Origin of the sequence: uncultured Tenacibaculum sp. (genome assembly GCF_947502995.1) — a bacterium.
In the GTDB taxonomy this organism is placed as follows: domain Bacteria; phylum Bacteroidota; class Bacteroidia; order Flavobacteriales; family Flavobacteriaceae; genus Polaribacter.
This window is the reverse complement of sequence record NZ_CANNBW010000020.1, coordinates 1-25,558: the sequence shown is the minus strand read 5'-3', so window position 1 is coordinate 25,558 and position 25,558 is coordinate 1. Positions and strand designations below refer to the sequence as shown.

The following is a 25,558-nucleotide window of genomic DNA, read 5'->3' as shown; positions in this document are numbered from 1 at the left end:
TTACTTTTTACATCCGCATGAAGAAACAGGCACATCAACAATTGTTGTACTATTAGTATCAACAAAATTTAAAGGCTTGTAAAGACGCGTAAAAGAGAACTTAAAAAAGGAATATGTAATTGCTAACTCGCACTCCTGAAGAACTTGTTTATCAATGTTAGGTGACATCAAATTAAAATGCACATCTATATTTGAATTAGATACTATTCTTTGATGTAAATCACAACTAGAATTTGTTGCTGCTAAGTTTTGTTTTTCATGTATCAGATCAATTGATTTGATATGGTAAGGAACGTTCAAAAAATTTAACGGCATAATATTTAAAAAGGCAACATTATTTCTAATGCCTTTAACTCTTATAGAAAATTTTACACGTTCTATAAAGTTTAAGAATTTCTTTCTTTTAAAATAAGTTCCACCTGCTAAAAATAGAGTTAGTAGTGAATACTTTACAAAGTTGTTTTCTTTTTGAGTTTCTTTATTTTCTTCCATAATTTTAATTTAATGGTATTCCTATTTTAGCTTTTAAGTATATCTCTTCAGTTTTTGGTAAAAGAGTATTAAACCCTATTCCTGCTCCAAATCTTATTTTATTTCTTAGTGTGTAATCAACTGAAACTTCTCCACCAATAATGGACTTAAAGTTCACTAGCGGTTCAAAATTTAAGAAAAGGACTGAACGATTGTTATATTTAGTAGTTTCAATAGTTCTTTCAGTATTTATGTGTTTATCGAAAGTTGATACATCAACCTTATGTGAAAAGATTTTTCCTTCAGATATAATTTGAGATCTTACCACTGCATTTTTTAAATTGAAAGTGTCTTTTGTTTCAACTAATTCTTTGCGTACTTCATCTTTTAAAATAACCTTAGAGTTTTCACGAATAGTTTGTTTTATTGTATCTAGTAAAAAGACTTTTTTTACAATTCTAAGAGTATCATAAACAAATACAACACTATCTCTTTTTTCTATTATTGTTTCCGTTCTATTTTCTGTAATTCTAGTTAAAGATTCCTGAGGTTTAAAGTACAAGTGATACAAACAAAATATCAAAGCGACTATCACAAAATACTTGAACGAAAACTCTTTCTGTTTTTTGTTTAATTTAATGTTTTGCATAGCCTGAGAAAAATGAAAATATTACATGTTTAATCTTTTGCAATCCCTCCAAAATGTTTGATAAACTTTTGGTGTTATCTACAAGAATTAAAGTCAAATTCATAGATAACAACCCGATTGAAAATGATATACCATAAACTGAGTTATTAGAAAGCCAACTGATTTTTTCTATTACAATCGGTGAAAGTACTGGAGATATATATGAGGTTGTTACAGCTCCAACAAAAGCAGAAAAGAATCCTCTCCAGAAGCTCTTTTTAGTTAATCCCGCATAAGTAAAACCTCCTAAAAGACCAGGTAAGAAATAATTCATTTTAATACCTATGCTATCTAAAAGTTCAATTAGTGTTTTCATTTTTTTGATTTAATTTGATTATTCCAAGTGTTAGAAGAGTTAACACAACCAATGAAGCAAATACTTTTTTTTTTCGATGCTTATACCAAACTTATCTGCTAAATCATTAACTCTTTTTATCCAAATTTTCAGCCAACTTGGATTGTTTTTTGTTTTGTAGTCTATTAATCTATATTGACTGATTTTCTGAAATAACTTTTCTGAAGAGACACTATTGATCGCTTGAATACTTTTTAACCCAATTGCTCCGTCAACTGCTAAACTCTTTCCAAAATATTTATTCAATACCTTTTGAACTATTCTACCAATTGTTCCTGGTCCAGCATTAATAGCATGGTCAACAATGTTTTCTGCAACTGCTTGTGAATGGATTAAATCTGCGTTTACCTTATCCCAGAAATCAGTTTTAAAAAATGCTTTAGCCATCTCTTTAGTAATAGCACGCATATCTTCTTCAGTTGGTGGTCTACCAATTTTAGTTTGATAAAAAGATGCTGAAATCCCATGATTTGTACCGACTAGAACTCTTTCAGAATTATAGTTGCCAGGATCACTTTTTCTCTTTTGAAAACCTCCTTCAAAAGCAGAAATTGTCTGAGTAAATAAATTAAAATTAGCCATTATAAAACTGCTTTTTCAGGTTCGTTATTACTAGCTATAAGTAAAGCTGCTAAAAGTCCTAATACACCCAAAAAAGGAAGTAAGTACTTTCTTTTCTTTTTAGATGAAATCTCAACATCATCTAATACATTAGAAGAATTTAATAATTCGATAGTTCCTTTTAAATCTTTACCTAAAATTACTTTTGTCGCATAACTTTGATGTGTTATTTCAATTACATCACTATCTGAAGCTTCTATAGTAAACTCTCCATTTAAATTAGTTATAGCTCCAGTTTTTTTAGTTTTATTGAAAATATGCACATCAGGAATCCTTCCTATATCATCTGTTAAAATTGCATTTCGTGTACTTGTAATTGAACTTAACATTTTTTAAATTTTTTCGTTAGTAACTTGATGTTGAAGAACTACTCCTTGCTTTTTAGATAATCCACTCCAAAAAAATTGTTCAACTATGTAGTAATTTTCTCCGTTATGAACTCCATGAGCAATAACTTCTCCTACTTCTTCTCTAAAATTGAATGTATTATACAATTCACCAGTGCCTTTCCAAGATCCATTTTCCTTTACAGCAATGTTTACAGTAATTTTATTCTTGCTTCCAGAATATAATTTAGAACCTATTGGATATAAAGTCTTTTGATTATTTGCACTCGGGCTATTTATAATGTTCCAAAACCTTTTAAGTTCATCAGTATCTAAACCTTTATGAATATCTTTAAATAAACTTCTGTCAAATAAGATTGTATACGCTTCCGATACTGCTTTTACATTAGTTACCTGAGTAGCTATTTCATATAAAGCACTTTCATCTGTAGAAATATTTACAGAAGGAATTAAATAACTTAACACACTACTATCAGGAAAGCCTAAACGAGTAAATGAATCATAAATAATTGCAGCAGCAGTAAGATTAGGATTACCTACATTTTCACGAGCAAAACGATCTGATCTTATTTTCTTAAACTGAGAATACCCTAATTTTCCAATAGCTATAACACCAAATGCTCCGATTAAATATTTAACAGCGTTTACACCTTGACCAATTGCTTTTTTTCCTTCTTCTGTATTTGCAGCAGAATTAGCAATGCTCAAAGCTGTAATTGGAGATTGTAAACCAGTATTTGTATTCTTAGTTTTCATAAATTAAATTACTGTTTTAAGAAAATCTGCATTTTCTTTAAATGCGTTTGCTGCTCCTGGAATTTTTAATAAATCATTTAATAGCACTAATGTTTCTGTATCTGATTTTGATATATTTTCCAGACATTCTTTTCTTTTGATTTTATCAGGAATATTTCTTCCTTTTACCTCTATATTGAATTGCATTTCTTAAAATGATTGATTTAAATTATACTTCTCTAATAAGTTGTTTAAGCCAATTGAAAACTCTTGGTTATTCATTTTTCCTATAGCAACATTTATCAAGTCTTGAGTTAATTGATCTGTAAACTTTACATCTTTCATTAATGAGATTAAAGCTTCTTTATTTTCAGATAATTTTTCTTGTATTGGCGCAGCCATTCCAGGAACAGGAGCTGACTTATTGGCTATCAATTTTCCTACTACACCCATTAAAGCAGTTACAGTATCTGGAGGTAAAATAGGTTTGTCTTTTAGCTCTAATTGTTTTAACTCTAACTCCTTTTCTTTTTGAGCAAATTGGACTTCTGTCTTTAATCTTCTATTTTCAGATTCCAATTCATCGTTCTTTACTCTTAATCTTCTGATTTCTTCTTTTTGATCTCCTATTAATTCAACTTTCTCATCAAAACGATCAGCTTTAGACATTAAGTTGGTTAAATGCATACCATTCATACCAAAAGCAGCAGCATTCATTCCAAACATATTTTGTGTTGGCGGGTAATTATTTGCAACATTTGTTGATTGTGAAGAAACAGGAGTTGCAACAGCGGGCTGATGAACTATATTCACTCCTGTTTCATTAACTACACTACTACTTTTTTTATCTACACTCTTAATAATTAATGGATCTTCAAATTTTGAATGACTTGTACCATTAGGTTTAAACTTTTGAATGAAGAAATTTTTTATACCTCTATTATAGTATCGAGTTAGTAGTTCAAATAGAGAAACAGCCCCAGTTTCTTTAATTTTTGCAAAGGTTAATTTTCGATGTAATAAAGTATTATCATCGTGATTTCTTACATCAATAGAGTACTTTGAATTGCTCTTTAAATAATTTTCAAAATTGTCTATATATTGTTCCATGCTTTTAATTAGTAGTGTGTTATTAAATTAATCTGTACAAATACAACTAACCTTAATTGCTCTTATATACAATTGATTCATGCCTCCTTCAGCAGTGTCGAAATGAATTGATAAATCAGTATTTTCTAATGTTGTTCGCCTTGCAATTGGCGGTAAACTTTCATAAGGTTCTAAAGTTCTAATACCTACTTTCACAGAATTTGAACCAATGTTTTGAATAAACAGGTCTTCCAATCCTCCAATTTTAAAATCTTGATTTGAAGTAATTATCTTTTCAAAATATGTTCCTTGTGCATTTCCCATTATTGAGATTCTTTTTCAATGTAAAAGATCATCTGAAAATCAAAATCTTCAGTTAAATTTTGTCTTGATTTAGCTATTACCCTAATAGTTCTATTTCCTTTAGCGTTTAGCTTTTTTCTGCTCTCATAATGATTGCCATTTGTTGGTTGATATTCTTTATAAGAAACATAAGGATGTAGTTCTTCAGAGTTTACATCTTCTAATCGAACATCTACTGGAGAACTTGGTTTATCATCAGTGAATATCGAACATCTTGCAATCATTCCTTCAGGAATATTAATTTCAGCATCACTAAAACTGTTTCCTGTTGGTATTTTTATATTTAAAGCTTTTATTTTCATATGTAATTGTTTTTAAAAAAAGCTCACAAGAAAGCCTTATGAGCTTTTTTATTACTTATATAAATTGATTGAAGCTTTATGCAGCTGTTGATCTTTGAACAACAATTCCGCTTGCTGTTAACTCTAAATAATGTTTATCAGTTCCAGTATCTGAAACTCCCTTAGGAAACACTAATTCAAATACAAACTCAGGACCTCCAACTAAAACGATAGGATGTTTTAACACTAAATAATCATCTTGAACAGAATTTCCAGTGTATTTGTTAACTAATTCAGAAAGAGGATACTCTCCTAATTTACCATCTTGATCAATTACTAATTTTGCATTTCTAAATGCAGCAGGTAATGCTTTTTGATAACCTAAAACTCCTTCTTTTCCTTCACTTGGATCTTTGTCGTATCCAATTTTTATTCTATCAACGATTAAAACTTTTCCTGCTTCAAACTTGTTTTTATCGAAATCAGAAACTCCATCAATTTTGTTAGTAGTAGAGTCTACTAAAAATTGTCTATTTCCAACATCTACTTGTTTTCTTAAAACATGAAAGCTATCCATAAACTTTAATTGTCCCTCTTTAGCAGATTCTTTAAATTGAGTTGAAAGACGAGATTTATTAAAATTTATAATTCCACTTATTCCTTCTTGTGTATTTAAACTATTCATTTTATTCTTTTTATCTGATTATTTTTTAAGCTGCTTTAAATGCTATATTTAAATTGTCATTACTTGAATTAACCGAATCGGTATTCTCCCATACATCTAATGATGGTGGTATAAAAGTTGGCATATAATCTTCTTCAATAGGAGAATTCATACCAAACATTGCTTTTGCAATTTTCTGAGTTTTTGTTGTAGAATCTGCTGGTAGAGTTGGTGCGACTAAACCATTTATTGCTCCAGAAATATTTTCTGCACCTAAACCTAGACAAACACCTCTAAGTAAATTTGCTAAACTTCCTTTTCCTTGTATAGAACCTCCTAAAACAATACCACCTGCACCGATAGCTGCTTTAATTATTGGTTCGTTAATTTCCGAAGGAACAACAGCAGAAATACCTTTAGAAACATAAGTTCCTGCTATTGCTCCAACACCTAAAGTAGCTGTATCTTGCACACTACCTCTGTTAAATTTAAAATTCATATTAATCTTGCATTTTATTTAAACAATAAGAAACCACCACCAAGAATAGTAGCTAATGTTCCTAATATTTTTGAGTTATTTTTTGGTTCTTTTGGTTTTCCTGTACCGCTCTTATCATCTACAGTGACTGGTTTTGTCGGTGTATCAGTAACTGGTTTGTTTTTCAATGAAATTGTACTAATCTCTTTCACGGTTGTATTTCTAGTTATTGAACCACCTCTAAAAGTGAAATTGACAGGCTTGTCAACTGTTATATAGTTTATTTTAAAGTCTGAATCTAATGCCACATACAACTTATCTAAAGCAGCCTTAAATAACTTATAAGACTCTGTTTCTCCTTTTTTAGTGCATCCTTTCCTAGATTGACTAAGTGCATAACGATCATTTACAGCTAATTGTAATTCTCTTATAACACGATTTGCTGAAAGTTTTATTCGTGTCAAATCTAAAGATTGAACAACACCTCTAAGATTAGACTTAACAAACATATCTTGTATTTTAGCTTTAGTTTCAGATTCAGCTAAAGAAGGAGGGAAGGAAGCTCTCCAACAAGAGAAGTCAAAGCCGTTATCGAACACTTGACCAAAACCTCTATCGATAAAGTTCCCTACATTAATTGCATCAATTAGATCACCTAAAAAACTACTATCATCATCGTCTTTATCTTTATCATTACTACCACCAAAATCTAAAAAACCTAAGCCTGATGGAGTTAAATTCAAATAATGTCTATTTTGATTTATTTGAACATAACGTTTTGTAATAAGAACTCTTGGTTCAACTCCTTTGTCAAGATGCCTTTTCGCATCATATTTAATTTGATTTGCAATTTGTGGACTTAAACCATGTTTGATTTTAAGTTCATCTAAGAAGCCTATAAAGTTTCGTACAGCTTTATCCATATTCATAAATGATTTTGTAAAAGCTGAGTTCATACCATAATAAGGCAGTTTCTGATCTCTGATTTCCATATCGTGTTTTTGTAAATACTCAACCTCTTTATTGAAATGATTTGCTCCGTCTATAACCAATTCTTTACCTCCATTTTCTATGATTACATACACATGAGACCATCTATCAGGAGCGGACGGTTGAACGACTTTTCTAAACTTGTGTGCTATATTTAAATTGGAAAGAATGGTTGAGGCAAAAAGTGAATAGCTCTTACAGTCTATTCCTGTAAACCTCATTTTCCAACTGCAAGCTGGACTTTTTAATTCTTGTTCGTAACCGTCGGCCTGATATTGAATGTGCTGGTATAAAAAATTGTATACGTTATTTACCGTTTTGTGTAGTGTATTGCCTTTTAGTTCTTTACTAATCTGTTTAGTTTGATATTGATATTTTTTCGCCCAATCTGACATTAACTGTAAACCAACAGTTGTTGTTGCTTCTCCTAAAAATGTTGATACACAACTTACTTTTTCAAAATACTTATCATATTTCGAGTTTGATTTTATTGGTCTATATAATGCTGTGTTGATTGCGCTTATGCTCATTTACAAACTATTAACACAACAAAAATGAAATGTTTTCTAATTACAATGTCAAGCTAAGTGAGGCTATGCAAGGCTAAGTTAGGATAGGTTAAGCTACGCTAGTTTAAGCGAGGCTAGAAAGAAAAATATTCGTTCAAATATTTTGTAACAATTAGTATTTCAAATAGTTTTGATAAGTTTCGCAAAATAAAATTCATGACTATAAATCCCTTATTTACCAAACAAGAATTATTTAAAAAGTATTACAAACTTCCTGATCGATTTATTCGTGAAACAATAAATAATATTATCAAAGATTGCAGGAATATCTCTTTAAGTGAAGCAAAAAAGAAGAGAAACATTACACCAAAAGAGTGTAAAGAGTTTATAAATATAATGGGGGAAGTTTAATGTAAAATATATTATATTTGATATTGTCTAAAAGACGTTTTAGACACTTTTTCTTTTTCATAGCAATTTTCCCACTCAAGCTTTGAGTGGGTTTTTATTTTTTACTCTTTTTCAAATTTTAGATAATGAGTTATAGTATAATAACTCATATACTTTTGAACAATTCCTACGGATGGATCGTAAATTATTCCGTTTTCGTTTTTTACTACAAAATGTCCTGAATCATCAGGTTTATTAAGTCGGATAATACTGTTGTTAGGAACTTCTGAAAATTGAAAGTCTCCATATGCTACAAAGGTTTTATATCCATTATTATTTAAATACTTTTGTAAATCAGTATAAATATTTGTAGTATACTCTTTATTAATTTCATTACAAACATCTTCAATTGACTTTCCTGTAATCATGGCAACACAAGTTTGACCACATTGCTTTGATAAATAAGGTTGTGCTTTGAAATTCATTTAATTACTGTTTAAAAATTGTAGCAATATTTGTCGCTATTTTGTTGGTTATTGCTGAAAAAGGCAGAAAAGAAACTTATTTTTGAATTAGGTTCAGGCTTCAAATGGACTCTAATTCCATTTATTCAAAATCTGAATCTAAAAATGCTTATGAATACAATTATGATTAGTAATTGTAAAGAAAAAGAATGTAACACCGTAGCAATTAAAGGCGATAATATTATTACCCCTGTTTTATTCGGAGTTGCATTAGGTTTATTGATTGCAAAATCTTTAAACTAATTTTTCACCACCTGTTATCGCAGGTGGTTTTTTATGAATCTTTTCTGCCAATATGTTTAAGAACTTTATCGATTGTTTTAGTAGTGTCGATTAGCTACGATTAGTTTATAATTTGGTTTAAAATCAGTGTTTTACCTGTTTGCTGATTTTGATTTTTAGTTTACTTTTAAATAACTTTCTTTCCCCCGAATCTCAGCATGAGATTAGAAAGTCTCTCGAACGCACTGAGAGACTTTTTTTATCCTGTCGTTTTTTCTTCTCGGTTCATTTAACTACTATTTTTCTATACTATGCCCACACTTCGGACACTTATATACATTAACTATTATTGCCCTCCCTTTTCTCGTTATTGTTCCTTCATCAAAAGTTAGTAAAGTGTTTTTTATAGCTTTTCCTTCTTCTTTCATTTCTATCTTACACTTTCTACATTTCATATTTGCTACGTATTTTTAAGGTTAATTTTTGCGTTTTTTGCGTAGCGGAAATGCTACAGGTTTATTATTAATTTTAAATTTGATTCTAGTAGCCTTTTAGCTGAATAGAGATAACTATATGTAACCATGTTTATATCATCTCTTATCAACTCCTTTTCAACTTTATTTAAAATCTTCTTTATCTTTTTTTTACTGCGTCTTTTCGATGCCATCTTAACTACAATTATTTAATTATTTGTTTCTAAAATTTTAGACATAAAAAAACACCTTAATTAAGGTGTTTGTAGTAAATAATATTTTACGGTTTGTATATAGATAGTTTATGTTTTGTAAGGGAATATAATCCAATGAGAAATCATAATTAGCAAAACGAGCAACCTCCATGGGTTTAGCTCTAAAACAGCAGTTTTATATTTACTGTATTGGCCTATGACTTTTATTTATATAGAAAATGTGGGCGACTTTGTTCAATTTGTTGCTTACTCATTTTGTCTAAACCAAAAAAATCATTTGGGTCTATAATTGAGCGCATGTATTTATTCATAGTAAAAGTTGTTTTTCTTCCTTTTACGATGAAATTATTAGGACCTAAAGAAGATGTAATGAAAATAACTCTTTTACTAATTAATCAGGTAATAACCGGGTGATTATATGGGAATTCGAGTGCATGACGGTTATGTAAAAAGAATTCCCTGATTACAGAAATTTCATGAGCATCCAATTCATTAAGAGTATCTTTATCTTGTTTATTAAATTTTTTAGTTAGATAAAGTCCACGAATTTTTCGAATTAGATATTTAACAATATTTGTTATGAGTAAACCACAACTTACTAGCCATATTATGTAAGCATAAAATCCAACCGTAGTTTTTGGGTTGGCTTTAATCAAAACATATTCACCACCATAAAAAACAAAAGCTCCCACAAATGCTATTACCAAGAAAAAATATGAAGGAAGTTTATTAATTTCAAATATATCTTTTATGCTCATAATTTTAAGTTTTTCGAATCTTACAACAACTTACTGAAATAAGAATAAAGTACATGGTTGTAATCCAAATTTAGCATAGAAATTGACGTACTTTTATATTTTAATTTTTCTTGCTAAAATACAAGAATTTATTATTTACTACAATTATGTCAATGAACTTTATCGACTGTTTTAGTAGTGTCGATTAACTACTGTTTAATTGTTTTTTCTAATTGCTCTATAGAATCTTTCCTCTTTTCTTCAAGAAGTATAGATTCAAAATCGATTGATCCTAATAGAGAATAACATTGAATTGCTAATTTTTTCGAGATTTCAATATTTTCCATTTTTTCTACACTTAAAATGATGATGTTTCTGCAATACATTCTTCTTTTACTTTATTTGCCAAAAAACTATAAGCATCTTCTGTTTCATCAATTATTTCTGTAGGAGAAGAAATTGAGTAATAAATTTTACCATTTTGATTAGATATTTCTAAACCTATCTCAAATGCAATTATCTTTTCTCCATTTGATCCGCGATTTTCATATTCAAAGTCCATCCCGAAAGCCATTAATTTTTGTACTATTTTTATCATAATTTCTACACTTTGTTTTTAATTCGTTTTCTAAATATTTGACAATAAAAAAGAGCTTCGTTATGAAGCTCTTGTAGTAAGTATTTTATTTTAAATTTATTTTATTTTTCCTCCTAATGCTATTATGACAAAACAAACTATCATTGCAATAATGAACAAAACAAAACGTGCACAACCAACCTGTTGATCAAGTTTTCTTTTCTCTTCTTCTGTTTTATTATTATAATTCCTTTGAAATTCTTCCCGGTTTTTTCTTCTACCGTATTTAGTATTTGGGTTGTAAGAAGGCATAGTTATTAATTTGTATAAAATTAAATATAGCAAATAATATTCTTACTACAATGTCAATGAACTTTTCAGTTTTGAGGATCTGAAAACCTACTGTATTTCTGTTACCCTTACATCTTCAAACAAGAAACTACTTTCTATACCTTCTCCATCTAGATTATCTTCCAGAACTAAAAATTTATCTCGATCATTAAAATGAACATTGTCATATTGAAGAGATTTAATTTTTTTAAATTCTTCTTCGGATATTTCAGTTTCAACATTGAAAAAAATTTCTCTTTTAGCTCTAATTCTTACTTTTCTCATCGTATTAATTTTATTACAGTTAAATTGTTTTATAAACTCCTTCGTTATTTAAAATTGCTGATAATGTTCTTTTACTAAGAAAAAATTCAAGTGAAAGATTTTCTAAAACTGCATCATATTTCCAATGAGGAAACTTTAAGCTTATCTGATTAAAACGTTGTTTTACTTTTCGGTTTCTTAATTGAATAAGTCTATTATTTCTAGCCATGTTTCTTTAGTTGCAGATTGTTTAAACTAGTTTTTTACTAGCGTTTTTATTATTTGTGTTTTTATGCTTAAACTTCTTTAGGTCGATTCCTTCATGTGCCAAGCATTTGTATACAGATCCTTGTGATATTTTAAAAGTATTTTGAATAGTTCTTATAGAAGACTTGTCATCTTTCCACATTGCAACTACTCCAGGTGCAACCTCTTTTAGTTTTTTTGAGATACCTTTTGGTCTACCTCCTACTTTTCCTCGATTCCTTGCAGACTTTAATCCAATCATTACCCTTTCTCTATTTATCTCTCTATCCATTTGATTTAAAGAAGTAAATACATTAAAAATGAATTTGCCATGTGGTGATTTGGTGTCTAAAAAAGGCTCTTGAATACTCTTAAACTCTATATCATTACTTTCAAAAAACTCCATCATTGAAAGCATATGCTTGACATTTCTTGCTAATCTGCACGATTTCCAAACTACAACAGTATCTCCTTCTCTTAGTTTCATCAATAAGGTTTCTAAACCTTTTCTATCTTCTTTTGCTCCTGAAGCTACATCTGTAAATATGTTTTTAACATCAATTCCAAAAGCTTCTAATGCTTCCATTTGCATGTCTAAATTTTGAGCCGATGTACTTACTCTTGCGTATCCAAATTTCATTGTTGATTAATAAAGTTTTATCGTACAGTTTTTTATAATTTGTTTTAATAAGTTAGATAAATCACTAATATTGTTAACATTGCCCCTGACATCATAGAGACTATAATAGTTATTAAATGGTTGATTAAATCGTTACTTTTGACTTTAGGGTAGTTATATTTAAAAGGCATTTTTTATTGATTTTAGGTGGGTTAATTAAATTCTTGTCAACAGACTTTAGTTATTTTTAAATTCTTTATAAATCTTACATCTTCCTTGATGTCCTGATAATTGTTTCTTAGTGGGAAATCCAACACCACAAACGCACTTGTGCTTTTCCTCTGCTTCTTTTTGCTCAACCTTCGCTTTAGCTTGCTTTATGTTTACTTCTTCTTGCTTGTATAGTGCTTTGAATATGCTTATAAGCAGCAATCCACAAACTGCATAAAGAACACTGATAAAACATAACCTGAACACTTTGCTTTTGATGACATCAAGTATTAGGAGCATCATCATTACATCAAACAAGAACATGACTAAAGGAAGGTATTTGAAAACCTTATACTTTGTTCCAATGATTTTTTCTAGTTGGTCTTTATGAACATAAGCCACAAGAAGGGCAGAAGAAGCAACTATCGAGCTAAAAACAGATGTTATCGTTCTTGCAATTGGACTACTTATTAATTCAATAAATGATTTATCAAACAAGAAGAAAGCTTTAAGAAAATATCCCAATAAATAAAACAACATTAGAATTGTAACCAATCTCAAACTGGTGATTTTATTTTCTAGTGATAAATTCATTTTCCTTTATCAATTGCTTTATCTAACACTTCTATAATATGACGTATTTCTCCACTATTTAGATTTCGATTTTCTAATAATGTTAAATTGTAGGAATCTTTTCCGTTTTGAATTATTATAATTTTTGAATCATACATCTAGTAAATTTTTAAAGATTATTTATTTCCTTTCCGCACTTGTTACATATTACTTTAGTTTCTTCATAAATATCAAATGCTTCAGTTACCATTATGCTTATATCTGGTTCTTTACAACAACTGTTGTTTTTTGTTTCTTGCTCATAGTTCATTCCTTTGTATTTTCTTCCTATGATCGGATTTATACCGTGCTTCCAAAACTCTCGTTGTTGCTCTTTTGTGATCTTTTTATCTGGTCCTCTTCCCATTACTATTTAGTTGATTAGTTAATTGTCTTTCGTAAATAGTAGTGTATAGTTCATTTATTTTCTTGAAGACATTCTCTTTCGAGTACGTATTTTCTCCAAGCCCTTCATTTCCGTTTTTAGAAATGATTATTTTCAGCTTCGTTCCATTAGTATTTAATGGATGTGGATATATTTTTATTTGATGCGCCCAACACCATCTTTTAGCTTCAATAACTAAGTCCATCGGTGTTTACATTTAATTTTGGTTCAGGATTATATCGGATATGAAAACATTCTTGTGATTTTCTTTTCTGAGTTCCTGGGATAGTTACATTTACAACAATTCTTCCTTGAGAATTTCTATATTCAACAGGATTGAAAACATAGCCTTTAAATTCACAAAACTTTCCAAGAGAAGACTTAAATCTATTTTTTCCCATTGCCATTTTAGCTCCAATGTTACTCTTGTAGGTATCGTATAATTCTATTCTTGAAATGTTCTTATTGAAATTAGATTCTTCCGCATCTTCAATGAAGTATTCTGATGCCCACTCAATGAAGTTGTCTCCAATTTGAGAAATAATATTATTCTGGTTAATGTTCTCCATTGGAGCAGCAAACACATTTTTTCTATTCTGTAAATACAATTGACAACACTGAAAAAGAAAATTGTAAAACTTGTTATAGTGAGTTTCATTCCAATTTTGAAAGAAGGAATATCCAAAATCATCGGAAACCTTTCTTTCTTTTTTAAATTCATCTGTAAGAGAATGATAATAGTTAGAAAAAGACACAAACAAAATCCTTCTTAAATCGGATCCATTACTATTTGATAATCCGTAATTAAAAGTTCCAACTAATTTTTGTGCTTCAGCAAAAGGAATACTATACCCACTTCTGTTTTTAGGATTTACTTGTATATCTGAAGTTACTTTATTGTAAAAATAATTGAAAGCAAATCCTTTTAATCCATCTTCTATATTTATAACATCGTGTTCTGGTCTTAATTCACCCAGTAAATGCTTATCTGTTACAAGATTTTTGTCTCTTCCGTCTACATTAAAAATACTCAGAAGTTCTTTTAATCCTCTAATCAATAAACTCTTTCCTGTTCCACCATTTGCTTCTGAACTGTTAGACTTTACTGCATCATCCATGATGTAAACGAACTTTGCAAAATCTTCTCTTTTGTAACGATGCAACAAATAACCAATAGCAAAACATTTGTTTAAAAAATGTTGCTCTTGTATTATTTGTTCTTCATTAGATAAGTGATTTCCGTTAAGTGTAAACAGGTGTTCTTTTCTGTATTTTTCCTGTTCTTCAACTGTGTTAAAAGCTTCTTCAATTTCTTTTCTCCAGAACACACGACTTGCATTCATTAAATAACACATAAAGTCGCATGATTTATCAAGTATTTTTACTCGATTATTTCCTTCTTCATCTTTGTAATACTTAAAATATGAATCTTCTATTCGTATATTTTTATCGACAATTTTATGATTCCAAACGTATTTTCCGTTAATGTTGGAAGTAGAGTTTTTAATCTCATCTGCAGAAATAGAAACCACACTATTATTAAAATAAAAGTATTGTGTATCTGCATCATAATTTTTGAAATCTAATTGAATTCGATCTATTGTTTTTAACTCACTAGAATTAAAAAACTTCGATTGTTTTATCAAATTTATCTTATCTAAATCTGCACCTTTATCAATTAAAAAATCAATACAGAATTTTCTTACTTCAGAACTTTCTGGAATCGATACTTTATATTCATCAATCTTTATTAAAAATGATGTATCGTCGTTGTTTTTCTCTAAATAAGAATAGTTTGGCTTGTAAGAATAATAATTGTTTGCATTTAAGAAATAATGAAAATTTGCCAAGTTTACTCTTGGTCTATTATTTGAGTTTTTATCTATAAAATTGCATTGGAGTGCAACATTTTTAAGTTTTTCAAATTGTCTTTTTAGTGTTGGTTGATCTGCTTTAGGATAACATTTCATCCAATCTCTAAAATCTTTTCCTTTAGAATTTAGTTTTTCCTTTGGTAACCAAATTGTTTTTAAATTCCAATATCTGTTGGAAAGCTTGTGTGCATATTTAATTCCTGAAGTATCTACATCTGGAAGGTTATAAAAATTGTTGCACAATTTGTTGATGCGTTGGTATTGTTGATAGCTTAATTGTTCACTTTCGGAATTAAACCAAATCGGATAATAATCATGTGAAATAGAAGCAAGATTTAATCCATCGGAACCACCAGAACAGATAATAATGTTCTTTACTTGTAAGTCTTTAATCTTATCTAAAATCTCTTTTCTTGCACTACTAGAAGTTGATTTTAAACTGTTGTATAACTCTTTAATCGTTTTTTCTTCTACATCTGCAAGAATTCGATCTAAACCATGAATATAACTCGCTTCTTTTTCTCCTAAATATCCATGTTTATAGTTGATCGTTTTTCCGTTTTTATCTTTTCTTTTATACTCTGCTGGATTATAAAGTTTTGCTCCTTTTTTAAGATCTGATGAATAACAAAAAATTGGATAATCTTCTGTTGCTTCAACCGTCATTAACTTTCCTTCTTTTGTAGTAATTTTTGTATACGATGCTACTTCGTGTACATTATACATCATTGCTATTTTAGGAGAAACAAAAGGACCAAAACGATTTAAGTTTTCGTAGTCTTCTTTAATGTTAATTCTAAAGTAACTTTTAGGAAAATTCTCTTTATTTTCTTTAAATGTAATGTTGGCTTTAACAGGATTAAAAGAAGTATTTACATGAAACTCTTCATATAAATTTTTAAGCGTGGTTAAGAAATCGGAACCAGAAATTTTCATTACTAATTCAACTGGATTGTAGGTTTCACCCCCGAAATCCTTAACAATCCAGTTGGTTTTAGTTTTAAACAAACAAGCAGAAGCTGTTCTTTCTTCTCTTATTTGCGTTAACACAAACTTTTTGCTTGTGTTTTCTAACCCGACGCTCCCTGGGATATATTTATGAATGATATCTAAACCATCGTTGGTGTTTTCGTATAGCTCATTTACATTGTATTTATAATCTTTCATGAGCTTGAAGTTTTGTTCGTTTCATCCTGACCATTTTTTTACTTTAGGTAGTAGTAAAAAAAGCAGCCAAACTTAAATTGGTCAGGTAGATTGACTGCATTTTACTAGGTATCAAAACTATTACTACTACTTTAAATTATTTACAATTGCTACAACACACCTGACAAGTATTGAAACAACAATTGTTTATTCTGTAAAATTTTGTTGGAAAGAGAATTAAAACTAACTTTGAAGCTGTGAAACTAGAAGTTAGAGTTTTATACTCTTTCTTACTTAAAAGCCTCATTTTATGGGGCTTTTTTATTTTCTGAAAACATCACATTTTATATGCATTTGTACCTGTTTTCTTGTGTATTGGCACGAAAAATGCGTTATTTGTAATACTTGAGAACAAGACAAATATATCAAGTATTAATCAAGAAATAAAGTAAATATCAAGTATTTTTAATATTTTATATTTATTAAAACTTGTTTTTAAATTGATTTTAATTATATGTTTAAAGAAATACTTCGAAAATACATTACGCTAAAAGGCTTAACTCAGAATGATATAGCCAATATAATTGGAGATTCACCACAAGCTGTTAGTGATTTTTTGTCAAAGCAAGGAAACCCTAGAAGTAAGACTAAAGAGAAGTATTTTAAAATTGAAGGTTTTGAAGAGTTTTTTAAAAAGGAAGAATCAAACTTAATTTATAGTCAAAACAACTTACAATTAGATAACGATAAACTTAATGCTTTAAAGAAAACATTACCACTTAATGTTTTTACTCCAGAAGAAATTTTAGATCATATAATTAGTAACAATAAAGATTTTAAAAACGAATCTAAAATAGATGCAGTTATTGGACTTTTTGGAAACTTTAAAGTGCAACAAATTATCGCTGAAGCTTATGAAGAAGCTAAAGAGGTTCGTCAAAAGATTGATGAGTTGAAAAGGGAGAATGGTTTGTGAAATTAAAAGATTTAATATAAGTTAAACTAAATCTTTATTAAAAAACAACCTCCCCAAAGTATTATATTTTGTTTTTATTTCAAAAAAATCTGATTCTGAAATAGAATCAAATGTACAATCGTTATCAAATCTACTATTTTCAAGTTCAATTCCTTTTTCATCAGCTGATTCATTCAAAATGCTATCAATATTAACAATCCTTTTAAGAGAATTAAACGGTAAGTTTTGTATACCATTAAAATTACAACCGATAACAAACATGTTTTTAAATTTTACATTGTTAAAACTTGTTGCTCTAAAATCATTTCTAAAAACACGAGGATTATCAAATATAGAATTGTCTATAGTATTATAACAAAAATCAGAAGAATTTATCTCACCTTTATGGAAACTACACTTTTGAATATTACATGAAATAAAGTTCCAACCTATCATTTCAATTTCATTAAATTTTACATCTTCTAAATCTGTTTCTAAAAAATTTAATTCATATGTATCGACTAAATTTTCAAAAACGATATTATTTAAACTACTTCGGAAAAATAATGTATAATTAATTTTTGTATTACTAAAATTTAAATTTTTCAATGAACTTAAAAAGAATACAGCGTTTGAAAAGTCAGCAGAATCTATATCACATGAGGTTAAATTACCCATTTTAGATTTATAAAAATTGACATATCTTAAATCTAAATCAATAAAATTTACACCAGCTAAATCACATCTACTTAAATCAGCTTTATAACTATAATAATTTGCATTTTTATCAAAAATAAAATCAACAATTGTTTGAATAACTGTATTAGAAGTCTTTTCTGCTTCCTTTATATCTTCTTCTTCTTTTTCTTTTTCAGGTTCTACATTGTGTAAGTCTTCTCTTTTTGTATTAGATCTGATATATGCAGTTAAAATATTAAAAACAATTTCAGAATATTTATCTGGGTTTTCTTTAGCTATTTGGTGTAATTCAGAAACACCACCTAAAATAATAGGTTCCTTATCACTTCCTAAATGTTCAACAGCGTTTTTAAATTGTTCGTTTATTTGTGAAATTCTTGAAAGATTAATTTGGTCACTTTGAAGATCCAAAGCTTCACTTTGCTTTTCTATACCTTTTTCTATTGCTTTTGCTCTTCTTAAAGAGATATGTAAACCATAAACAACACCTAAAGCTCCTAAAACACTTAAAATAATTTTTAGGAGTTCTCCGTTTTTATTATCATTTTTTGGGTATAACCAATTTGCAATGTTTTCGTAATTAATAGAAATTACTAATGAAAGTAATATAAATAGAATAATTAATATTGATATAGCAATTGTTCTGAAAATTGAATTTTTCATTTAATTTATAGGAGTTAAATTTTACTTATTCATAAACAATCATAAATATAAAAAATACTTTTAACCTCACATAAACAAAGGCTTAAAAACTATTTAAACAACTCTCTTTTTTCTCTATCAAACTTAGCCTTTAATAAAGTGGTTTTTAATTCTTGCTCATAGAGTATTTGAGCGCATTGTTTTTTACTTAAACATTCTGGTTTTAACTTGTAGAGAAGTCTCTTAAAGTTTAATTGTAAATTAAACGAAATACTTAATTTTTCAAGAAGAATTAATGGTTTACTCTTACTTAACATAACACAATAGTATTCTAGCCTATTAAAAAGTTAATAGTTCTTTATATTCTTAATTTTATGTGGGGATTTAGATTTTTTATTTAATTGGTTGCTCAATTATTTTAGCCATATCTTCAACTCGATCTTCATCGCAATTCAACATAGCATGATACGAAACTTCCAACAATCGTTTTTGTACTTTCTTTTCCCAAGATTGTTCTCTTTTATGGATGAACCAAATTCCTATTGAAATAATTCCAGCACTAATAAACGCAATTGAATAATACTCTATTTTACTTAGATCTTCAAATGGTTGAAATATCCAGGTCAATTTAAACATTGCAAACATTATAAAAACAAAATGAACAAACATAGAACCAATGTTGGCTATATTATTTCTAATGTTTTTATACAAATTAAGTAAGAAGTACAGTAGTAAAGCTAACGTTGGAAAAAACTCATATGAAAACAATTGAAAAGATTTAAAATTCAAAAACTTTTCATCATCAACAATTGATTTATGTTTTTTTATAGCTTCTTTATATTTTTCATTTACCAATAAATACTCTTTGTATTCTGGTGTATTTTCATAAGCTTTCTTAAACTTATTTAAAGCAGCTTTATTTTCTTTTTTTGCAGAAATAAATTCTTTTTGAGCAATAGTATAGCTATCGCTGAAGTTATTAAATAACTCATACGCATATAAAAGCCCTACTAATAAGACTCCTAATAAAATATGTTTGATTAAGTTTTTCTTATTCTTCGTCGTAATCTTGTTCAATTCCTCCATCATTGTTTGGGTTTGAGGAATCTCCTTTCCCGACTGCGAATTCGTCTGTTTGAATAACTTGTCCATTTTCTGTTACTATTTCTTGGTTATCTGTACAAGAAACAAAGCTTAAGATTGCTACAACTGCAACGAATTTTAATAGATTTTTCATAATAAGTGATTTAAATTTTTAAACCACTAAAATTAAGAAAAATTACATTCTACTCACTTTGTTTTTTCTTATTCAGATAGTTATGTTTTAATGATAATTTTGCTAATTCAATATTAGATTTCACTCCGAGTTTTTCTCTGATACGTTGAAAAAATTTCCAAAGTGTACCAGATTCAATCTCCATTTTGTTGCTTATCTCCTTGGTGTTATAACCTTCTAACATTAACTCTAAAGCTTCATTTTGTCTGGAAGACAATAAACCATCTATAGAAACAATTTGGTTCGTTTCTATACTCATTCTTAAAATATCATCTATGATGTTTTGAGAGATAAACTTTTTCCCTCTAGAAACTATTCGAATTGCATCGAATATAACTTCATAAACTTCGTTTTTATCTATAAATCCTAAAGCTCCTTGTATTAAAGCTTTTTGTATATGGTCTGTATCGTATTCACCAGAAACAACAATTACTTTAGGTTTGTTTTCTACATTATAGATTTTCTGTAATACTTCTATTCCGTCCATATCTGTAAGGACCAAATCGAGAAAAACAATATCACAGGTATCATTTTCAAGAAAATCAATCAGTCCCTGACCCGTTGTAGATTTTCCAACTACTTCGTGCCTTTCTTGTTTTAATAAGGCTTCGTAAGCAGGGAAAATAATATCGTGGTCGTCTACCAGAAATACTTTCATTTTCTTTTTAAATTTTTATACTGTGTTTAAACAGCTGGAGGTTAATTAATTTAAATCACTTCACAAATATAAATCGAACAAACAAACTAATTTGTACATGAAACCCTTAGAAAAGGAATTTTTTTTAATAAAATAAAGGTTATTACAATTTTGTATATATCGTATCATAGATTTTATTAACTGTATCAGCTAAATATTCTTTATGCTTTTCTGGATTGATATATTTAGTAGGATGGTTTATTAATAAACTATTTAAATTTTGAATTACTTTTTCGTTCCCTCTATTCATTCTAAGTAATATGTTGTAAAGTTTTGAGATAAATATTATTGATAAAATAATGTTTGAAATAGCTATTGCTAAGAAAAAGATTAGAGAGAAATTATCAGTTTTTAAAATAGTAGAATAAACAAAATAAGAAGACATGAAAAAAGGAAGAATTAAAACAATTACTTGAAGTAAAACAATAATTGTTGTTCTTAAAATTCTTCTTTTTAAAATATCTGATTTATTCGAATTAAATTTCATTTTATTTTTTATTTCCATGTTGATTATAATAGTTTAACTTCTGATTACTACACAAATGTATACCGACAATTTTTAGGAATCAATCAGGGTTTACCCTTAGAAGAGCAACTTTTTTTAGAAATATTTTGGAGTAAAATCTTGAGTTTGTACTCACTGTACTCATTATTATTTTTGTACTCAAATTTTGTACTCATTATAAACAGTTGTTTTATAGCTGTTTATTTATATATTTATTCTTTGAGTACAATGAGTACAAAAAATATATAATTAGTATAGAGTTATGTATAGTTATTTAGTTTTATATTGCAAACCAAGATGTAGATGTTAGCAGTTTAATGTGTCAAAACTGTGTCAAAAACATACAATATTGAGTTTTTTCGGGTTTTCAATCTGTTGATAAACAGTTGTTTGTGTTTTTGGAATTGATGTTTTCGAATCCTTTCATCCCGATTTTAATTTAATTTCCTCTTCTTCTAAATATTTAGTAATTTTCTATCCATAAATATTGAATTGTTATGCGTTTCCTAAAGTATATAGCCGTTTTCTTTATAGGTTTCTTAGTTGCAAAGTTTTGGTACGATAGAAAAGAAGAAAAACATCAAACTGAAGAAATTAAAGTAATGGTAAATCAGATAGAAAACTTGAGTAAACTTGTTGTTTCTCAGGGAACATATTCTGAAATGTATAGCTTTTCGGATACTAAAAAGTATTTTTTTGATTATGTAGAGTTTCAGAAAAAAGCAATGTTATCTGTAAATGCCAAAGTTGAAGTTGGCTACGATTTATCTAAGCTAGATATTCAAATAGATAGTGTTGCTAAACAAATAGTAATTCATAAAATTCCTGAAGAAGAAATTACTATTTCACCAGATATCAAATATTTCGATTTACAACAAAGTAAGTTTAATACGTTTTCAAACGAGGACTTCAATGAACTAAGTAAAAGAGCAATTGATCAGATTAAAGAAACTGTTAAATATGAATTTCAAAGAAAGCAGGCTAAAACGCGCTTATTTGAAGAGTTATCTAAAATTTACCAGTTATCTAAAATTTATAATTGGGAAGTAGTAGACAATACCAATACGTTTAAAGAAATTCCGTTATTAGATTAAATTTTATTTCGGTAATTTTTTATTTAATAAACCATAAATAAAAGTTCCAATTAAACTTCCTAATAGAACAATTAATATAGCAAAAACGCCATTGCCAATTAATGTAAAAATAGGAGCAGGACAAGAACCGGCTAAAGCCCAACCTAACCCAAAAATAACACCACCAATTAGCGTTCTTTTATATTCTTTGCTTTTATCTTTAAGTTGGATTTTATTACCTAAATAATCTTTAATAATTCCTTTTTTAAAAAGAAACATAAAAATCATTGAAGTGGTAATAGCTGTTCCAATAATTCCATACATATGAAAAGATTGAAATTTGAACATTTCATAGATTCGATACCAAGAAACTGCTTCTGATTTAGTTAGTATAATACCAAATAAAATTCCTATAAATAAAAAACGTACGTATTTCATGTTATCTAAATAAAAGAGGGAAGATTAACCAAATCATTATTAATCCACCAATAAAAAAACCTAAGACAGCAATTAATGAAGGCAGTTGTAAATTACTTAATCCTGTAATAGCATGGCCAGAAGTGCAACCGTCTGCATAACGTGTTCCAAAACCAATACAAATTCCTGCGATTAATAAAAGTAAGAAACCTTTCAAAGTGAAAATATGCTCAAAATCGAACAATTCATTAGGCATTAAAGTTTCACCAGCATTGGAAAAGCCTAATTTGTTTAGTTCAATTATTGTTGTTGGATTTAAATCTATTGGTGCTTGATTAGAGAGATAATTGCTAGCTATAAAACCACCAATAATTAACCCTAATAAAAATACTAAAGCCCAATCTCTTTCTTTCCAATCTTTTTTAAAATAGTCTGAGAATTTATCTGCTCCACTTATTGTACATAGCGTTTCTAAATTAGATGAAACACCAAAACTTTTTCCGAAGTAAAAAAACAGAAATAAAATAATAGCAATTAAAGGACCAGAAACATACCATGGCCAAGGTTCAAATATAAAATTCACAATACAATATTCTTTTCTATGTAATCAAGTATATTTTGGGTAGCACCTGTATTGTTTTCAATATAATTTTTATTGATGTTTCCCATAGTAACTCTTAGGTTGATGTCTTTTTTTAAGCTGGTAAAGATATTAGAAAAATCGTTAGTATTTAAGATGGTTTTCGCACCTCCTAGTGAAGTTAAATCTATTGCTTCTTGAAACTTTTGATGCTTATTTCCTCCAAAAACAACAGGAATTCCGAAAGTGGCAGGTTCTAAAATATTATGTAAACCAGTTGCTAATCCTCCTCCAACATAAGCTGCGTTTGCATAAGAATATATTTTGGTAAGTAATCCTATATTATCAATAATAAGAACTTTATAATCTGAAAGATTAACATTGTTTCTTTCAGAATATAAGATTGTTTTTTCTAAAATGAGATTTCTTAATTCTTCTATTTTATTCTTATCGATATTATGTGGAGCAATAATAAATTTTTCATCTTTCTTAGCATTATTATTTATGTAGTTTACTATGCATTCATCATCTTCTTTCCACGTACTTCCTGCAACAACCGTGTAGGTGTTATTTTTAAATAATTCTATAGTTTCAATAGTATTATCTTGACTTAGAATTTCAGAAACACGATCGAACCTTGTATCACCAGAAATATTTACATTTTCTAGATTGATGTCGTTTAATAATTTTTTAGAGGATTCATTTTGAACAAAAAAGAAAGAAAAAGTATGTAAAAACTTACGCATCCATTGTCCGTAAGATTTAAAAAACAGTTGATCTTTTCTAAATATTCCAGAAACTAAAATAGTTGTAGTATTAGACTTTTTTAGTTGATTCAATAAATTAGGCCAGAATTCATATTTAACAATAATAGCTAAATCAGGATGTACTAATTTTATAAAACGTTTTACATTTCTTTTGGTATCGAAAGGTAAATAGCAAACAACATCTGCTAGATTATAATTTTTTCTGATTTCATATCCTGAAGGAGAGAAGAAAGTAACTACAATTTTATGATTTGGATATTTAATTTTTAGTTTTTCAATGATGGGTCTGGCTTGCTCAAACTCACCCAAAGAAGCAACATGAATCCAGAAAACACGATCATTAGAAGTAATTGAAGCTAATTTTATAAAAGTCTCTTTACGTCCATTAACAAACAGTTTAAGTTTTTTATTAAAGAGACTTAGACACTGTATAATCAAGTAGGCGACATGAATGAGAATGTTATAAAGAAAATTCATGTTCCAAAAATATAAAAAGGCTAATTATAATTAGCCTTTAAAAGTATCAAATATGTTTTGTTTTTTAGTTATCTATTGCTTTTAACAATAATGAACATTTAGCAATATAACCATAGTCAGAACTCTTACTATTTTTTGCCGCTTTTAAACATTTTTGCGCTCCTGTTTTAGCGATATCTTTTTTATTCAATTTTAAAGCCAATTCAGATTTATAATACGTATACCAAAAAGCCTGAGGTCTTAATTCTTCTGCTTTTGTAAACCAGATTAAAGCTTGCTTTAAATCTTTGTTTTTTTGATAATAATACTGAGCGGCATCAAAATATGTCTGTGCTTTAATTTCTCCTTTTTCATTTGTTATTTTAGAAGCGATTTGTTCTTCAATAATACGATCTGAATTTACTAGAACAGGAACTTTAATAATCGTATTCTCCCAAGCAATAACCATACTAGCTCCATTAATCGTAAAGTTTTCAAAATATATAGAGAATGTTTCTCTTAATTCTTTAGAGCTAGTTACTGGTATTTTAAAACGAATAATATCATTTTCTTTGTTGTATCCAGCGCTTCCCCATAAATTACTTTTCTTGTTGAATATAACGGTCCATTCTTTTTCTCCAGGAATAGAATATAAACCGTAAGTTCCAGCAGGAAGGTTTAAACCAGCAAGATTAATTTCTTTATCTGTTGTAAATTTTGTTGAAGCATTTGCTCCAGTTCTCCAAACTCTATTATAAGGAATTAAAGAACCAAAAATTGTTCTTCCTTTCACACTTGGTTGTCCGTACTGTAAATTGATGTTAGCTAAACCAACTTTTTGTTTAGTTGTAATTGTAGGACTTAAACTTGGTTGTATGATTTGAGAGATTAGTGATATACAACTTAATAAAGTTATGAATAGGCTTATTTTAGTTTTCATAAGGTTAGTTTGTTTATATAATGAAGTAGACGAGAAAACTAAAATTAATTACAAATAGCTATGTGTCGTCCTAAAATAGGTTGACAGTTTTAAAAAGTATTATTTAAACCAGAGAAGCTAGCTTCTCTGGTTTTTT

The 25,558-nt window shown here is 28.4% G+C and carries 39 protein-coding genes; 4 read left to right on the top strand and 35 right to left on the bottom strand.

Annotated elements, in window-relative coordinates; translation table 11 throughout:
• The 13 genes from Q1A46_RS16210 to Q1A46_RS16150 form a co-directional block, all read right to left on the bottom strand.
• Nucleotides 1-492 carry a hypothetical protein gene (locus Q1A46_RS16210; protein WP_299681135.1) on the bottom strand — a complete coding sequence of 164 codons (492 nt, stop codon included), beginning with the start codon at nt 490-492 and terminating at the stop codon, nt 1-3.
• A gap of 4 nt (nt 493-496) precedes the next feature.
• Nucleotides 497-1,033 (bottom strand): hypothetical protein, encoded by a 537-nt coding sequence (locus Q1A46_RS16205; protein WP_299681132.1) that lies wholly within the window; start codon nt 1,031-1,033, stop codon nt 497-499.
• Nucleotides 1,034-1,106: 73 nt separating this feature from the next.
• On the bottom strand, nt 1,107-1,475 hold the full coding sequence (locus tag Q1A46_RS16200; RefSeq protein WP_299681129.1) for a hypothetical protein: 369 nt from the start codon (nt 1,473-1,475) through the stop codon (nt 1,107-1,109).
• Nucleotides 1,476-1,514: 39 nt separating this feature from the next.
• Nucleotides 1,515-2,096, bottom strand: coding sequence for a glycoside hydrolase family 108 protein (locus tag Q1A46_RS16195; protein WP_299681126.1), 582 nt, complete (start codon nt 2,094-2,096; stop codon nt 1,515-1,517).
• Nucleotides 2,096-2,464: a hypothetical protein gene (locus Q1A46_RS16190; protein ID WP_299681123.1), complete on the bottom strand. Its 369-nt coding sequence runs from the start codon at nt 2,462-2,464 to the stop codon at nt 2,096-2,098. The genes Q1A46_RS16195 and Q1A46_RS16190 overlap by 1 nt, the downstream gene beginning before the upstream one ends.
• A 3-nt stretch (nt 2,465-2,467) precedes the next feature.
• Complete coding sequence (locus tag Q1A46_RS16185) at nt 2,468-3,238, bottom strand: hypothetical protein (protein WP_299681120.1); 771 nt, start codon at nt 3,236-3,238, stop codon at nt 2,468-2,470.
• A 3-nt stretch (nt 3,239-3,241) separates the two neighbouring features.
• Nucleotides 3,242-3,424 (bottom strand): hypothetical protein, encoded by a 183-nt coding sequence (locus Q1A46_RS16180; protein WP_299681117.1) that lies wholly within the window; start codon nt 3,422-3,424, stop codon nt 3,242-3,244.
• A gap of 3 nt (nt 3,425-3,427) precedes the next feature.
• Nucleotides 3,428-4,327 carry a bZIP transcription factor gene (locus Q1A46_RS16175; RefSeq protein ID WP_299681114.1) on the bottom strand — a complete coding sequence of 300 codons (900 nt, stop codon included), beginning with the start codon at nt 4,325-4,327 and terminating at the stop codon, nt 3,428-3,430.
• 27 nt (nt 4,328-4,354) lie between these two features.
• Nucleotides 4,355-4,630 carry a hypothetical protein gene (locus tag Q1A46_RS16170; RefSeq protein ID WP_299681112.1) on the bottom strand — a complete coding sequence of 92 codons (276 nt, stop codon included), beginning with the start codon at nt 4,628-4,630 and terminating at the stop codon, nt 4,355-4,357.
• The gene (locus Q1A46_RS16165; protein ID WP_299681109.1) at nt 4,630-4,971 is read right to left on the bottom strand and encodes a hypothetical protein; all 342 of its coding nucleotides are present in this window, start codon (nt 4,969-4,971) and stop codon (nt 4,630-4,632) included. Before Q1A46_RS16165 ends, Q1A46_RS16170 begins: the two co-directional genes overlap by 1 nt.
• A gap of 76 nt (nt 4,972-5,047) precedes the next feature.
• Nucleotides 5,048-5,635: a hypothetical protein gene (locus tag Q1A46_RS16160; protein WP_299681107.1), complete on the bottom strand. Its 588-nt coding sequence runs from the start codon at nt 5,633-5,635 to the stop codon at nt 5,048-5,050.
• 25 nt (nt 5,636-5,660) lie between these two features.
• Nucleotides 5,661-6,113, bottom strand: a complete 453-nt coding sequence (locus tag Q1A46_RS16155; protein ID WP_299681104.1) for a hypothetical protein — start codon at nt 6,111-6,113, stop codon at nt 5,661-5,663.
• Nucleotides 6,114-6,127: 14 nt separating this feature from the next.
• Nucleotides 6,128-7,612, bottom strand: coding sequence for a transglutaminase-like domain-containing protein (locus Q1A46_RS16150; protein ID WP_299681101.1), 1,485 nt, complete (start codon nt 7,610-7,612; stop codon nt 6,128-6,130).
• Nucleotides 7,613-7,807: 195 nt separating this feature from the next.
• Here Q1A46_RS16150 and Q1A46_RS16145 point away from each other — a divergent pair, with 195 nt between their 5' ends.
• A complete protein-coding gene (locus Q1A46_RS16145) occupies nt 7,808-8,002 on the top strand; it encodes a hypothetical protein (RefSeq protein WP_299681098.1) in 195 nt (64 codons plus the stop codon).
• Nucleotides 8,003-8,103: 101 nt separating this feature from the next.
• Here the strand turns inward: Q1A46_RS16145 and Q1A46_RS16140 are convergent, their stop codons facing one another.
• Nucleotides 8,104-8,466 (bottom strand): hypothetical protein, encoded by a 363-nt coding sequence (locus Q1A46_RS16140; RefSeq protein ID WP_299681095.1) that lies wholly within the window; start codon nt 8,464-8,466, stop codon nt 8,104-8,106.
• Between the two features lie 150 nt (nt 8,467-8,616).
• Between Q1A46_RS16140 and Q1A46_RS16135 the strand changes: the two genes are divergently transcribed.
• Nucleotides 8,617-8,748 carry a hypothetical protein gene (locus tag Q1A46_RS16135; RefSeq protein WP_299681092.1) on the top strand — a complete coding sequence of 44 codons (132 nt, stop codon included), beginning with the start codon at nt 8,617-8,619 and terminating at the stop codon, nt 8,746-8,748.
• A gap of 275 nt (nt 8,749-9,023) precedes the next feature.
• On the opposite strand, the gene Q1A46_RS16130 is transcribed toward Q1A46_RS16135, so the two are convergent.
• The 12 genes from Q1A46_RS16130 to Q1A46_RS16075 form a co-directional block, all read right to left on the bottom strand.
• A complete protein-coding gene (locus tag Q1A46_RS16130; RefSeq protein ID WP_299681089.1) occupies nt 9,024-9,182 on the bottom strand; it encodes a hypothetical protein in 159 nt (52 codons plus the stop codon).
• Between the two features lie 628 nt (nt 9,183-9,810).
• Nucleotides 9,811-10,173: a super-infection exclusion protein B gene (locus Q1A46_RS16125; protein WP_299681086.1), complete on the bottom strand. Its 363-nt coding sequence runs from the start codon at nt 10,171-10,173 to the stop codon at nt 9,811-9,813.
• 337 nt (nt 10,174-10,510) lie between these two features.
• Nucleotides 10,511-10,750 carry a hypothetical protein gene (locus tag Q1A46_RS16120; protein WP_299681083.1) on the bottom strand — a complete coding sequence of 80 codons (240 nt, stop codon included), beginning with the start codon at nt 10,748-10,750 and terminating at the stop codon, nt 10,511-10,513.
• Nucleotides 10,751-10,846: 96 nt separating this feature from the next.
• Nucleotides 10,847-11,041 (bottom strand): hypothetical protein, encoded by a 195-nt coding sequence (locus tag Q1A46_RS16115; protein ID WP_299681080.1) that lies wholly within the window; start codon nt 11,039-11,041, stop codon nt 10,847-10,849.
• An 87-nt stretch (nt 11,042-11,128) separates the two neighbouring features.
• A complete protein-coding gene (locus Q1A46_RS16110; RefSeq protein ID WP_299681077.1) occupies nt 11,129-11,344 on the bottom strand; it encodes a hypothetical protein in 216 nt (71 codons plus the stop codon).
• A 19-nt stretch (nt 11,345-11,363) separates the two neighbouring features.
• Nucleotides 11,364-11,552, bottom strand: a complete 189-nt coding sequence (locus Q1A46_RS16105) for a hypothetical protein (protein ID WP_299673296.1) — start codon at nt 11,550-11,552, stop codon at nt 11,364-11,366.
• Nucleotides 11,553-11,573: 21 nt separating this feature from the next.
• Entirely contained in the window at nt 11,574-12,209 is a 636-nt protein-coding gene (locus Q1A46_RS16100; protein WP_299681075.1) for a recombinase family protein, read from the bottom strand.
• A 216-nt stretch (nt 12,210-12,425) separates the two neighbouring features.
• On the bottom strand, nt 12,426-12,992 hold the full coding sequence (locus tag Q1A46_RS16095; protein ID WP_299681072.1) for a hypothetical protein: 567 nt from the start codon (nt 12,990-12,992) through the stop codon (nt 12,426-12,428).
• Nucleotides 12,989-13,129: a hypothetical protein gene (locus Q1A46_RS16090; RefSeq protein ID WP_299681069.1), complete on the bottom strand. Its 141-nt coding sequence runs from the start codon at nt 13,127-13,129 to the stop codon at nt 12,989-12,991. The genes Q1A46_RS16095 and Q1A46_RS16090 overlap by 4 nt, the downstream gene beginning before the upstream one ends.
• 11 nt (nt 13,130-13,140) lie before the next feature.
• Complete coding sequence (locus tag Q1A46_RS16085) at nt 13,141-13,377, bottom strand: hypothetical protein (protein ID WP_299681066.1); 237 nt, start codon at nt 13,375-13,377, stop codon at nt 13,141-13,143.
• Entirely contained in the window at nt 13,358-13,600 is a 243-nt protein-coding gene (locus Q1A46_RS16080) for a hypothetical protein (RefSeq protein WP_299681063.1), read from the bottom strand. The genes Q1A46_RS16085 and Q1A46_RS16080 overlap by 20 nt, the downstream gene beginning before the upstream one ends.
• Nucleotides 13,584-16,436: a hypothetical protein gene (locus Q1A46_RS16075; RefSeq protein ID WP_299681060.1), complete on the bottom strand. Its 2,853-nt coding sequence runs from the start codon at nt 16,434-16,436 to the stop codon at nt 13,584-13,586. The genes Q1A46_RS16080 and Q1A46_RS16075 overlap by 17 nt, the downstream gene beginning before the upstream one ends.
• Before the next feature lie 493 nt (nt 16,437-16,929).
• On the opposite strand from Q1A46_RS16075, the gene Q1A46_RS16070 reads away from it, so the two are divergent.
• A complete protein-coding gene (locus Q1A46_RS16070) occupies nt 16,930-17,391 on the top strand; it encodes a helix-turn-helix transcriptional regulator (protein ID WP_299681058.1) in 462 nt (153 codons plus the stop codon).
• 21 nt (nt 17,392-17,412) lie between these two features.
• Here the strand turns inward: Q1A46_RS16070 and Q1A46_RS16065 are convergent, their stop codons facing one another.
• From Q1A46_RS16065 to Q1A46_RS16045, 5 genes are all read right to left on the bottom strand, one after another.
• Complete coding sequence (locus tag Q1A46_RS16065) at nt 17,413-18,732, bottom strand: pentapeptide repeat-containing protein (protein ID WP_299681055.1); 1,320 nt, start codon at nt 18,730-18,732, stop codon at nt 17,413-17,415.
• 372 nt (nt 18,733-19,104) lie between these two features.
• A complete protein-coding gene (locus tag Q1A46_RS16060) occupies nt 19,105-19,797 on the bottom strand; it encodes a hypothetical protein (RefSeq protein ID WP_299681052.1) in 693 nt (230 codons plus the stop codon).
• Nucleotides 19,763-19,948: a hypothetical protein gene (locus tag Q1A46_RS16055; RefSeq protein ID WP_299681049.1), complete on the bottom strand. Its 186-nt coding sequence runs from the start codon at nt 19,946-19,948 to the stop codon at nt 19,763-19,765. Before Q1A46_RS16055 ends, Q1A46_RS16060 begins: the two co-directional genes overlap by 35 nt.
• Nucleotides 19,949-19,997: 49 nt before the next feature.
• Nucleotides 19,998-20,645 carry a response regulator transcription factor gene (locus Q1A46_RS16050; protein ID WP_299681046.1) on the bottom strand — a complete coding sequence of 216 codons (648 nt, stop codon included), beginning with the start codon at nt 20,643-20,645 and terminating at the stop codon, nt 19,998-20,000.
• A 142-nt stretch (nt 20,646-20,787) separates the two neighbouring features.
• Nucleotides 20,788-21,171: a hypothetical protein gene (locus Q1A46_RS16045; protein WP_299681043.1), complete on the bottom strand. Its 384-nt coding sequence runs from the start codon at nt 21,169-21,171 to the stop codon at nt 20,788-20,790.
• Nucleotides 21,172-21,686: 515 nt separating this feature from the next.
• Between Q1A46_RS16045 and Q1A46_RS16040 the strand changes: the two genes are divergently transcribed.
• Nucleotides 21,687-22,283 carry a DUF4230 domain-containing protein gene (locus Q1A46_RS16040; protein WP_299681040.1) on the top strand — a complete coding sequence of 199 codons (597 nt, stop codon included), beginning with the start codon at nt 21,687-21,689 and terminating at the stop codon, nt 22,281-22,283.
• 3 nt (nt 22,284-22,286) lie between these two features.
• Here Q1A46_RS16040 and Q1A46_RS16035 read toward each other — a convergent pair whose 3' ends face one another.
• The 4 genes from Q1A46_RS16035 to Q1A46_RS16020 form a co-directional block, all read right to left on the bottom strand.
• The gene (locus Q1A46_RS16035) at nt 22,287-22,700 is read right to left on the bottom strand and encodes a DUF6691 family protein (RefSeq protein ID WP_299681037.1); all 414 of its coding nucleotides are present in this window, start codon (nt 22,698-22,700) and stop codon (nt 22,287-22,289) included.
• 1 nt (nt 22,701) lies between these two features.
• Nucleotides 22,702-23,262, bottom strand: a complete 561-nt coding sequence (locus tag Q1A46_RS16030) for a YeeE/YedE family protein (protein WP_299681035.1) — start codon at nt 23,260-23,262, stop codon at nt 22,702-22,704.
• Complete coding sequence (locus Q1A46_RS16025; protein WP_299681032.1) at nt 23,259-24,503, bottom strand: 3-deoxy-D-manno-octulosonic acid transferase; 1,245 nt, start codon at nt 24,501-24,503, stop codon at nt 23,259-23,261. Before Q1A46_RS16025 ends, Q1A46_RS16030 begins: the two co-directional genes overlap by 4 nt.
• A 64-nt stretch (nt 24,504-24,567) precedes the next feature.
• Nucleotides 24,568-25,422, bottom strand: coding sequence for a DUF2911 domain-containing protein (locus tag Q1A46_RS16020; RefSeq protein ID WP_299681029.1), 855 nt, complete (start codon nt 25,420-25,422; stop codon nt 24,568-24,570).
• Between the last annotated feature and the right edge of the window lie 136 nt (nt 25,423-25,558).